Source organism: Kitasatospora sp. NPDC056327 (genome assembly GCF_042261735.1).
Classification (GTDB): Bacteria; Actinomycetota; Actinomycetes; order Streptomycetales; family Streptomycetaceae; genus Kitasatospora.
Map to the genome: position 1 here is coordinate 1 of NZ_JBHJRC010000247.1, position 12,477 is coordinate 12,477.

Here is a 12,477-nt window from a genome sequence, read left to right on the forward strand (position 1 = left end):
CGTCGCGGCCGTACCGCCCTCGGGGGCGTCGCGGGGGTGTTACGCCTTCGCCGGGTCCTTGCAGAGCGTCATGGTGACGAGGGCCTCCTTCTGGGACACCCGGGTCCACTCGCGGGTGCCGTACCAGCCCTTGTACCTGCCCTTGGTGCCGATCAGGGCCTGCGAGACGCCGGCGCCGCCGATCAGGGCGTTGACGTCGGCGGTGCCGATCGCGCTGACCTTGCTGCCGTTGGCGAAGGTCACCACGTCGTTGTAGTGGATGATCAGGTGGCCGTCGGTCTCGCGCTGGTAGAGGATCCGCCCGGTGCCCACGACGTCGGCGACCTTGGCGCCGGAGGCGTCCTTGACCTCGTCGGTGTAGAAGCCGAAGTCACCGACGCTCGGACCGGCCGGGGCCTGGTCGTGGTAGTCCATGCTCGTCACGAACTCGGGCAGGTCCTTGAAGACGACGCAGGCGGGCGACTCGGGGTGCTTCTTGCCCTGGGCCGCGTCGGCGAACGCCGAACCGCCGAGGCCCGAGGCGAGCGCGACGATCGAGACGGTGGCGGCGGCGAGTACCGCCGGCCGGGGGAGCTTGTTGCGCACTTGGGTTTTCTCCTGACTTGGGACACAGCCGTGCGCGACGAGTGTTCGGCCTCGCGCTAAGCGCCCGCTAAAGCCGACGGCCCTTTAGATCGTCCTTAGGGGATCACTAGCCGACCTGGCGATATTGGCGGAGCAGACCGGTGTCACGACGAGAGGTAGTGGGTTACTCCGAATGGCGGCGAACGAGGACAGGCTCCGGGACTATCTCAAGCGCACCACCGTCGAACTGCGCCAGGCACGCGACCGGCTCAAGGACCTGGAGTCGGCCAGGGGCGAACCGCTGGCGGTGGTCGGCATCGGCTGCCGGTACCCCGGCGGGATCGGCTCGCCCGAGGACCTCTGGAAGCTGGTCGAGGACGGCACGGACGCCATCGGACCCTTCCCGGCCGACCGCGGCTGGGACGTGGACGGGCTCTACGACCCGGACCCGGACCACCCCGGTACCTCGCACACCCGCCACGGCGGATTCCTCTACGGGGCCGGGGAGTTCGACGCCCAGTTCTTCGGGATGTCGCCGCGCGAGGCGCTCGCCACCGACCCCCAGCAGCGGCTGCTGCTGGAGACCGCGTACGAGACCTTCGAGCGCGCCGGCATCGACCCGGCCGCCCTGCGCGGCTCCCGGACGGCGGTGTTCACCGGCGTCATGTACGACGACTACGGCACCGGCTTCCAGCGGATGCCGGAGGAGCTTGAGGGCTACCTCGGCACCGGCAGCGCAGGCAGCGTCGCCTCCGGCCGGATCTCGTACGTGTTCGGCCTGGAGGGGCCGGCCATCACGGTCGACACCGCCTGTTCGTCCTCGCTGGTCGCCGTCCACCTGGCAGCGCAGGCACTGCGCGACGGCCTGTGCGACCTCGCGCTCGCCGGCGGGGTGACCGTCATCTCCACGCCCGGCCTGTTCATCGAGTTCAGCCGCCAGCGCGGGCTGTCGGAGGACGGCCGCTGCAAGGCCTTCTCCGCGGACGCCGACGGCACCGGCTGGGGCGAGGGCGCCGGCCTGCTGCTCCTGGAGCGGCTCTCCGACGCCCGCCGCAACGGCCACCGGATCCTCGGCCTGGTGCGCGGCACCGCCGTCAACCAGGACGGCGCGAGCAGCCGGCTCTCCGCGCCCAACGGGCCCGCCCAGCAGCGCGTGATCAAGGCCGCGCTGGCCGACGCGGGTCTGACCACCGCCGAGGTCGACGCCGTCGAGGCGCACGGCACCGGCACCACGCTCGGCGACCCGATCGAGGCGCAGGCGCTGCTCAACACCTACGGGCAGGACCGCGAGCGGCCGCTGTGGCTGGGCTCGATCAAGTCCAACATCGGCCACGCGCAGGCCGCCGCGGGTGCGGCGGGCATGATCAAGATGATCATGGCCATGCGGCACGGCGTGCTGCCCCGCACCCTGCACGCCGACGAGCCGAGCCCGCACATCGACTGGTCCTCCGGCGAGGTCCGGCTGCTGACCGAGGCCCGGGAGTGGCCGGAGACCGGCCGGCCGCGCCGCGCGGCGGTCTCCTCCTTCGGCATCAGCGGCACCAACGCCCACGTCGTCCTGGAGCAGGCCCCCGAGGAAGCGGTCCCCGGGGAGACGCCCGCCGAGGCCCCCACCGAGGCCCCCGCCGCCGGGCCCGACCGGGCCGTCCCGTGGCTGCTCTCCGGCCGCAGCGAGGCCGCCGTCCGCGACCAGGCCCGCGCCCTGCTGGCCGCCGTCGAGGCCGACCCGGCGCTCGACCCGGCCGCCGCGGCCCGCACCCTCGTCCACGGCCGCGCCCGGCACCCGCACCGCGCGGTGGCCGTCGGCGACGGCCTCGCGGAGCTCGGCGAGGCGCTGCGCGCGCTGGCGGACGGCGTGAGCGTGCCCAACGCGGCCGCCGGCACCGCCGGGGGCCGGGGCGGCCGCACGGTCTTCGTCTTCCCCGGCCAGGGCTCGCAGTGGGCCGGCATGGGTCTGGAACTGGCCGCCGCCTCCCCCGTGTTCGCCGAGCGGCTGCGCGCCTGCGACGAGGCGCTGTCGGAGTTCGTCGACTGGTCGCTGACCGACGTCCTCGGCGACCGCGAGCAGTTGGAGCGGGTCGAGGTCGTCCAGCCCGCGCTGTGGGCGGTCATGGTGTCGCTGGCCGCCCTGTGGCGCAGCCACGGCGTCGAGCCGGACGCGGTGATCGGCCACTCGCAGGGCGAGATCGCGGCCGCCGCGGTCAGCGGGATCCTCTCCCTGCGGGACGCCGCCCGGGTGGTGGCGCTGCGCTCGCGGGCGATCGTCGCGCTGGCGGGGCAGGGGGCGATGGCGCAGGTCACCGCCTCCGCCGAGCAGGTCGAGGGGTACCTGGCCGGCTGGGCGGGCCGGGTGTCGGTCGCGGCCGTCAACGGCCCCTCCGCCGTCGTCGTCTCCGGCGACGAGGCCGGGGTGCTGGAGCTGACCGCCGCCCTGGAGGCCGACGGCGTCGAGGTCCGCCGGATCCCGGTGGACTACGCCTCGCACTCCGTCCACGTGGAGTCGATCGAGGAGGAGCTGGCACGCCTGCTCGCCCCGGTGCGGCCCGGCCCGGCGGCGGTGCCGTTCCACTCCACCGTCACCGGCGCCCCGGCCGAGGGACCCGGGCTGGACGGCGCCTACTGGTACCGGAACCTGCGCAACCCGGTGCTGCTGCACTCCACCGTCGAGGCGCTCGCCGCCGCCGGGTACACCCGCTTCCTGGAGATGTCGCCGCACCCGGTGCTGGTGAACCCGCTGCGGGACACCCTGGGCGAGCGCGGCACCGCCGGCGGCAGCCTGCGCCGCCGGCACGGCACCCTGGTGCACTTCCGCACCTCGCTGGGCCGCGCCCACACCGAGGGCGCCGCGGTGGACTGGTCGACGATCGTGCCCGACGGCCCGCGCGCCGACCTGCCGACCTACCGCTTCCAGCGCGAGCACTACTGGGTGCGGCGGCCGGCCGGCGGCGACGTCACCTCGGCCGGTCTGCGCACCGCCGAGCACCCGCTGCTGGACGCCGCGCTCGACCTCGCCGACGGCGGCCTGGTGCTGACCGGCCGGCCGGGCCCGGGCGCGCACGACTGGCTGACCGGCCACACCGTGCTCGGTCAGGCCCTGCTGCCCGGCACCGCCTACGTCGACCTCGCACTGCACGCCGCCGACCTGGCCGGCTGCGCGGTGCTGGAGGAGCTGACGGTCGAGGCCGCCCTGGGCGTCCCGGAGACGGGCGCGCCCCGGCTGCGGGTGACCGTCGGCGCACCGGACGGGCGGGGGCGGCGCACCGTCGAGGTGCACTCGGCACCGCCGGCCGACTCCGGCGCGGCGGGCGGGGAGTGGACCCGGCACGCGGTCGGCCTGCTCGCCCCCGGCGACCCGGCCGCCGTGCCCGCCGCCGACCGGCTGACGCCGCCGTCCGGTGCCGTGGCGCTGGACGTGGCCGGCCTGTACGAGCGGCTGGCCGCCCGCGCCATCGGCTACGAGCCGGTCTACCGCGGGCTGCGGGCCGCCTGGCGGCACGGCCGCGAGCTGTTCGCCGACGTCGAGCTGACGACCGCCCCGGCCGGGTACGCCGTCCACCCGGTGCTGCTGGACGCGGCGCTGCAGACGCTGTTCGTCGAGACCCCCGAGGACGACCCGCGGCTCCCGTTCACCTGGAGCGACGTGCGGCTGCACGCCGTCGGCGCGACCGCGCTGCGGGTGCGGCTCACCGAGACCGCCGGGGGGACCTTCGCGCTCACCGCCGTGGACGGCACCGGCGCACCCGTGCTGGAGGCGCGGGCGGTCACCACCCGGCCGGTGCGGCTGGAGCAGCTGGTGCCGCGCCGGGAGCACTCGCTGCTCCGGCTGGAGTGGCAGCCGCTCGCGCCGTCCGCCGGCGCCGCCGGCCTGCCGGAGCGGGCGACGGTGCTGGCGGTGGAGGCCGCCGAGGACCTCACCGCCGTGCACGCGGCGGTCGCCGGGGCGCTCGAAGCGCTGGCCGGACTGCCGGAGGGGCAGCGGCTGGTGGTGCGCACCCGGGGCGCGGTCGGGGTGGACGCCGGGGACGGCCCGGCCGACCTCGCGGGCGCGGCCGTCTGGGGCGTGCTGCGCTCGGCGCAGGCCGCGGACCCGGAGCGGATCACACTGGTCGACGTCGACCTGGACGACGCGGCCGGCGCCGAGGAGGCCGCCCTGCGGGCCGCGGCCTCGGCCGCCGGCGAGCCGCAGCTCGCGGTGCGCGGCGGCGGGCTCTTCGTCCCCCGCCTGGCCCGGGTGCACGGCGCCGCCGACGGCGCGCCGGACGGCACCGACTGGCAGGGCGCCGTCCTGGTGACCGGCCCCGACGCCGAGGCCGTCGCGGCCCGGCTGGCGCGGGAGTTCCCGGGCGCCGAGCCGGCCGTCGCCGCGGAGCCGCCGGCCGGGGACGCCCTGGAGGCGCTGCTCGCCGGCCGACCGCTGACGGCGGTCGTGCACACCGGCGGGGCCGCCGGGGACGGCGAGGACCCCGCGGACGCCCTGCGGGCCCGGACCGGCGCCGCCTGGGCGGCGCACCTGGTCGCCCGGGAGCACGGCGCCGCGCTGCGCCGCTTCGTCCTGCTGGCTCCCGCCGACGGCGCACTCGGCACGGCCGGCGGCACCGAGGCCGTCTTCCTGGACGCGCTGGCCCGGCTGCGGCGGGCCCAGGGCCTGCCCGGCGAGGTGCTGGCACTCTCCGGCCCCGACCGGCTGACCGCCGCCGCCCTGGCGTCCGGCGAGGCCCACCCGGTCGCCGCCGGCCTCGACCCGGCCGCCCGGCGAAACGGCGAGGTCCCGGCCGTGCTGCGCGGCCTGGTCCGCGCCCGCACCCGCGCCGCGGCCGTCCCCGCCGGGGACGCCGCGCTCGCGGGCCGGCTCGCCGGGCTGCCGGAGGAGGAGCGGATCCGGCTGCTGCGCGCCCTGGTGCGCACCCACGCCTCCGCCGTGCTCGGCCACACCGCCGCCGGCGGCATCCGCGAGGACCAGGCGTTCAAGGAGCTGGGCTTCGACTCGCTGACCGGCGTCGAACTGCGCAACCGTCTGAACGCGGCGACCGGTCTGCGGCTGCCCGCCACCCTGGTCTTCGACCACCCCACCCCGGACGCCGTCGCCGCCCACCTGCTGGCCGAGCTGGCCGGCGGCGCCGACGACGCCGGGCCGGCGGTGCGCGCGCCCGCCTCCGACGAGCCGATCGCCATCGTCGCGATGGGCTGCCGCTACCCGGGCGGCGTGCGCAGCCCCGAGGACCTGTGGGACCTGGTGGCGGCCGGCACCGACGCGATGACCGCCTTCCCCGCCGACCGCGGCTGGGACCTCGAACAGCTCTACCACCCCGACCCGGACCACGCCGGCACCACGTACACCCGGCACGGCGGGTTCGTCGACGGCGCGGGCGACTTCGACCCGGCGTTCTTCGGGATGTCCCCGCGCGAGGCCCTCGCCACCGACCCCCAGCAGCGGCTGCTGCTGGAGACCGCCTGGGAGACCTTCGAACGCGCCGGCCTCGACCCCGCCGCCCTGCGCGGCAGCCGCACCGGCGTCTTCACCGGCCTCATCTACACCGACTACGGCACCCGCTTCACGGCGCCGCCGGACCTGGAGGGCTACATCGGCACCGGCAGTGCCGGCAGCGTGGTCTCCGGGCGGCTGAGCTACGTGTTCGGTCTGGAGGGCCCGGCCGTCTCCGTCGACACCGCCTGCTCCTCCTCCCTGGTGGCCCTGCACCTGGCGGCCCGGTCGCTGCGCTCCGGCGAGTGCGACCTGGCGCTCGCCGGCGGCGTGGCGATCATGTCGACGCCGATGATGTACGTCCACTTCGCCCGCCAGCGCGGCCTCTCCGCGGACGGCCGCTGCAAGGCGTTCTCGGCCTCGGCGGACGGCACCGGCTTCTCCGAGGGCACCGGCCTGGTGCTGCTGGAGCGGCTCTCCGACGCCCGCCGCAACGGCCACCGGATCCTCGGCCTGGTGCGCGGCACCGCCGTCAACCAGGACGGCGCCACCAACGGCCTGACCGCCCCCAACGGCCCCTCCCAGCAGCGGGTCATCCGGGCCGCGCTCGCCGACGGCGGACTGACCACCGCCGACGTGGACGCGGTCGAGGCGCACGGCACCGGCACCACCCTCGGCGACCCGATCGAGGCCCAGGCCCTGCTGGCCACCTACGGCCGGGACCGCGACGCCGACCGCCCGCTGCGGCTCGGCTCCGTCAAGTCCAACATCGGCCACACCCAGGCCGCCTCGGGCATCGCGGGCGTCATCAAGATGGTCATGGCGATGCGCCACCAGGTGCTGCCGAAGACCCTGCACGTCAGCGAGCCCAGCCCGCACATCGACTGGTCGGCGGGCGGCGTCGAGCTGCTCACCGAGAACACCGAGTGGACCTCGGCGCACGGCCCGCGCCGGGCCGGCGTCTCCGCGTTCGGGATGAGCGGCACCAACGCCCACGTCGTCCTGGAGCAGGCCCCGGACCTCCCGGCGCCCGCCCCGGCCACCGCGCCGCCCGTGCTGCCCTGGCTGCTGTCGGCGAAGTCCGGGCCGGCGCTGCGCGAGCAGGCCCGGCGACTGGCCGCACTCGACCTGGACGGCGCCGAGACCGGCCGGTCGCTGGCGCTCGGCCGCGCCCACCTGGAGCACCGGGCCGCCGTCCTGGGCCGCGACCGGGAGGAGCTGCTGGCCGGGCTGGCGGCGCTGGCCGACGGCGCGGACTCCGGGCAGCTGGTGCGCGGCACCGCCGGCGGCGGCCGGACGGCGTTCCTGTTCTCCGGCCAGGGCGCGCAGCGTCCCGGCATGGGCCGCGAACTGTACGCCGCCCACCCGGTGTTCGCCGCCGCGCTGGACGAGGTGCTGGCGCACCTGGACCCGGCGCTGCGCGAGGTGATGTGGGACGAGGACGCCACCCGGCTCGACCGCACCGAGTACACCCAGCCGGCCCTGTTCGCCGTCCAGACCGCGCTGTTCCGGCTGCTGACCCACCACGGGCTGCGCCCGGACGCCCTGCTCGGGCACTCCGTCGGCGAGATCGCCGCCGCCCACTGCGCGGGCGTGCTCTCCCTGGCGGACGCCTGTGCGCTGGTCACCGGTCGGGCCCGGCTGATGCAGTCCGCGCCGGAGGGCGGGGCGATGGCGGCCCTGGAGGCCACCGAGGAGGAGGTCACCCCGACGCTCCTCCCCGGCACCACCGTCGGCGCCGTCAACTCCCCCACCTCCGTGGTGATCTCCGGCGACGCCGACGCCGTCGAAGCCCTCGCCGCCCAGTGGCGGGCCCAGGGCCGGCGCACCACCGCGCTCAAGGTCAGCCACGCCTTCCACTCCGCCCACATGGACCCGGTCCTGGAGGAGTTCCGCGCGGTCGCCGCGGGCCTCGTCCACGAGCCGCCCCGCGTTCCGGTGATCTCCAACCTCACCGGCCGACCCGTCGAGCAGTACGACGCGGACTACTGGGTCCGCCACCTGCGCGGCACCGTCCGCTTCGCCGACGGCCTGACCGCCCTGCACGAGGCCGGCACCACCACCTGCCTGGAGCTGGGCCCCGCCCCGGTGCTGATCCCGCACGCGGCGCGGCTCGACGGCACCACCCTGCTGGCCACCCTGCGGCCCGGTCGGAGCGAGACCGCCGTCCTGGCCGCCGCCCTGGCCGGCGCGCACTGCGCCGGCGCGGCCGTGGACTGGTCGACGGTCTTCGGGCCCGGCAGCGCCGTGCACGCCGAGCTGCCGACCTACCCGTTCCAGCGGGAGCGGTTCTGGCTCACCGAGCCGCCGGCCGCGGCGGGCGACGCGGGCAGCTTCGGCCTCACCCCCGGCGACCACGCCGTCCTGCTCGCCGCCACCCGGCACCCCGACCGGGACGAGATCCTGCTCACCGGCGCACTGTCCGCGCGGACCCAGCCGTGGCTGCGCGACCACGCGATCCGGGGCACCGTCATCCTGCCCGGCACCGCGTTCCTGGACCTCGCGCTGCACGCGGCGGCCGAGGCCGGCGCCGAGGGCGTCGGCGAACTCGCCCTGGAGGCGCCGCTGATCGTGCCGGACGGCGCCACCGTGCAGATCCAGGTGGTGCTGGATCCCGAGGACGCCGAGGGCCGGCGCTCCTTCGCCGTCCACTCGCGCGCCGCGGACGAGGCGTGGATCCGGCACGTCAGCGGCGTCGTCGGGCCGGTGCCCGCACCCCTGGAGGAGGCGCCCGCCTGGCCGCCGGCCGGAGAGCCGCTCGACCTCACCGACGCCTATCCGCGGCTGTCCGGCCACGGCTACGACTACGGGCCCGCGTTCCGGGGCGTCCGGGCCGCCTGGAAGGACGGCGAGGAGATCCACGCCGAGGTCGCGCTGCCCGACGGCGTCGACCCGGCGGGCCACACCGTCCACCCGGCGCTGCTGGACGCGGCGCTGCACGCCCTGCTGCTGGACACGTCGTCCGGCCAGGACACCAACCTGCCGTTCGCCTGGACGGGCGTGCGGCTGCACGCCGCCGAGGCGACCGTGCTGCGGGTGCGGATCACCCCCGACGGGCCCGGCCTGGTCCGGATCGCCGCCCACGACGTGACCGGCGCCCCGGTGCTCGCCGCCGAGGGCCTGGCGATGCGCCCGCTCACCGCCGACGCGTCGGTGCGCCCCGACACCCCGCTGCTCACCGTGGCGTGGACGCCGCTGCCCGCGGACGCGCCGGCCGGGGAGCCGGTGGCGTGGGCCGAACTGGCCGCCCCGGGCACGCCCGCCGCGCCGGTGCTGGTGCACCGTGCCGACGGCGGCCCGGCCGGCACCCTGACCGCCCTCCAGCGCTGGCTCGCCGACGGGTCGCTGGACGGGAGCCGGCTGGTGGTGCTCACCCGCGGCGCGGTCGCGGTGAACGCCGGGGGCACCGCCGAGGACGTCACCGACCTCGACGGCGCGGCCGTGTGGGGCCTGGTGCGCTCCGCGCAGTCGGAGCACCCCGACCGGATCGTGCTGCTGGACACCGAGCCCGGCGCCGACGAGGACACCGCCCTCGCGGTGGCCCTGGCCGCGGGCGAGGGCCAGGTGGCGGTCCGGGACGGGCGCGGCCACCTGCCGCGCCTGGTGCGCGACGGCGACGACGCGACCGCGCGGCCGCCGGCCTACGACCCCGAGGGCACCGTCCTGATCACCGGCGGCACCGGCACCCTGGGCGCCGTCGTGGCCCGGCACCTGGTGACCGTCCGGGGCGTGCGGCACCTGCTGCTGGTCAGCCGCAGCGGCCCGGAGGCGCCCGGAGCGGCCGAACTCGTCGCGGAGCTCCGGGAGTCGGGCGCCGAGGTGACGGTCGCGGCCTGCGACGCGGCCGACCCGGCCGCGGTCGCCGCGCTGCTGGCGGACCTGCCCGCCGGCCACCCGCTGACCGCGGTGGTGCACGCGGCCGGGACCGTCGACGACGCCACCGTCGAGTCGCTGACGCCGGAACGGCTGGCGGCCGTGCTGCGCACCAAGGCCGACTCGGCCCGGGTGCTGCACGAACTCACCCGCGGGCTCGGCCTGGCCGCCTTCGTGCTGTTCTCCTCCGCCGCCGCCACCTTCGGCGGCCCCGGCCAGGGCAACTACGCGGCGGCCAACGCCTTCCTGGACGGCCTCGCGGCGCACCGGCGGGCGCACGGCCTGCCGGCCACCTCGCTGGCCTGGGGCCTGTGGGCGCAGTCCAGCGCCATCACCGGGAACCTGAGCGCGGCGGACCTCCAGCGGATGCGCCGCGGCGGCATCGCCGCGCTGCCCTCCGACCAGGCGCTGGCCCTGTTCGACACCGCGGTCGCCCGGCCGGGCGCGGCCTTCGTGGCGGCGCGGCTGGAGCTGTCGGCGCTGCGCGAGCAGGCCCGTGACGGCGTGCTGCCGCCGCTGTTCGGCAGGCTGGTCCGCGGCGGGGTCCGGCGCGCCGCGCGGCCGGGTGGCGAGGGCGCCCTCCAGGGGCTGGCGGCGGAGCTCGCCGGTCTGCCGGAGGACCAGCAGCGACAGGCCCTCTCACGGGCCGTCGCCGGCCAGGTGGCGGCCGTCCTCGGCCACTCCTCGGCCGACGCGCTGTCGGCCGACCGGGCGTTCAAGGAGCTGGGCTTCGACTCGCTGACCGCCGTCGACCTGCGCAACCGCCTGGGGGCGGCGACCGGTCTGCGGCTGCCCGCCACCCTGGTGTTCGACCACCCGACCCCGGCCGCCGTCGCCGAGTACGTGCGCGGCCGGCTGCTCGGCTCCGGCGCGGCCGCGGCCTCCGCCGCCCGCCGCCGGCGGACCTCGCGCGACGACGAGCCGATCGTGGTGGTGGCCGCGGGCTGCCGGTTCCCCGGCGGCGTGCGCTCCCCCGAGGACCTGTGGCGCCTGGTGGCGCACGGCACCGACGCGATCGGCGAGTTCCCCACCGACCGGGACTGGGACGCCGAGGCGCTCTACGACCCGGACCCGGACCACCAGGGCACCACGTACTCCACCCGGGGCGGATTCCTCTACGACGCCGCGCACTTCGACGCCGACTTCTTCGGGATGTCCCCGCGCGAGTCGCTGGCCACCGACCCGCAGCAGCGGCTGCTGCTGGAGACCGCCTGGGAGACCTTCGAACGGGCCGGCATCGACCCGGCCGACCTGCGCGGCAGCCGCACCGGCGTCTTCACCGGGATCATGTACGACGACTACGGCGCCCGGCTGGTGGAGAACACCCCCGAGGGCTTCGAGGGGTTCATCGGCACCGGCAGCGCGAGCAGCGTCGCCTCGGGCCGGGTGTCCTACGTGTTCGGGCTGGAGGGCCCGGCCATCACCATCGACACGGCCTGCTCCTCCTCGCTGGTCGCGGTGCACCTGGCGGCGCAGTCGCTGCGCTCCGGCGAGTGCGACCTGGCGCTCGCCGGCGGCGCCACCGTGATGGCGACGCCGACGGTTTTCGTCGAGTTCAGCCGCCAGCGCGGGCTGGCCTCCGACGGCCGCTGCAAGGCGTTCTCCGCCGAGGCCGACGGCACCGGCTGGGGCGAGGGCTCGGGTCTGCTGCTGCTGGAGCGGCTCTCCGACGCGCGCCGCAACGGCCACCCGGTGCTCGCGGTCGTCAAGGGCTCGGCGGTCAACCAGGACGGCGCCAGCAACGGCCTGACCGCCCCCAACGGCCCCTCCCAGCAGCGGGTCATCCGGGCCGCGCTGGACGGTGCCGGGCTGATCCCTGCCGACGTGGACGCGGTGGAGGCGCACGGCACCGGCACCTCGCTGGGCGACCCGATCGAGGCCCAGGCCCTGATCGAGGCCTACGGGCAGGACCGGGACGAGCCGCTGCGGCTGGGCTCGGTCAAGTCCAACATCGGCCACACCCAGGCCGCCGCCGGCGCCGCCGGGCTGATCAAGATGATCATGGCGATGCGGCACGAGCTGCTGCCGCGGACCCTGCACGCCGAGCGGCCCAGCCCGCACATCGACTGGTCGGCCGGCGCGGTCGAACTGCTGACCGAGGCGGTCGCGTGGCCGCGCGGCGAGCGGCCGCGCCGGGCCGCGGTCTCCTCCTTCGGCATCAGCGGCACCAACGCCCACGTGATCCTGGAGGAGCCGCCGGCCCCCGCCCGGACGCCGGCCCCCGCCGCGGACGAGCCGCCGGCCGTCCCGTGGGTGCTGTCCGGCCGCAGCGAGCAGGCGCTGCGCGAACAGGCGGGCCGACTGCTGGAGTTCGTCCGCGACGGCGGGGCCCCGGGTCCCGCCGCCGTCGGCCGGGCGCTGGCCACCGGGCGGGCGCGCTTCGAGCACCACGCCGTGGTCACCGGGACCGGACGCGAGGAACTGCTGACCGGGCTGGCCGCGCTGGCGGCGGGGCGGAGCGCACCGAACACCGCGACGGGCCGGGTCGGCGCCCCCGGCGGGCTGGCGCTGCTGTTCTCGGGCCAGGGGTCGCAGCGGCCGGGGATGGGCCGTGGACTCCACGCCGCCCACCCCGTCTTCGCCGAAGCCCTCGACGAAACCCTCACCCACCTCACCCC

Annotated in this window: 2 protein-coding genes; one reads left to right on the forward strand and one right to left on the reverse strand. The window is 77.1% G+C overall.

Annotation, left to right across the window (positions count from 1 at the left end; translation table 11 throughout):
• Positions 1-39: 39 nt before the first annotated feature.
• Complete coding sequence (locus ACFCX4_RS27875) at positions 40-585, reverse strand: hypothetical protein (RefSeq protein ID WP_376147975.1); 546 nt, start codon at positions 583-585, stop codon at positions 40-42.
• Positions 586-757: 172 nt separating this feature from the next.
• Here ACFCX4_RS27875 and ACFCX4_RS27880 point away from each other — a divergent pair.
• A partial coding sequence (locus ACFCX4_RS27880) for an SDR family NAD(P)-dependent oxidoreductase (protein WP_376147977.1) occupies positions 758-12,477 on the forward strand: 11,720 nt, incomplete at its 3' end.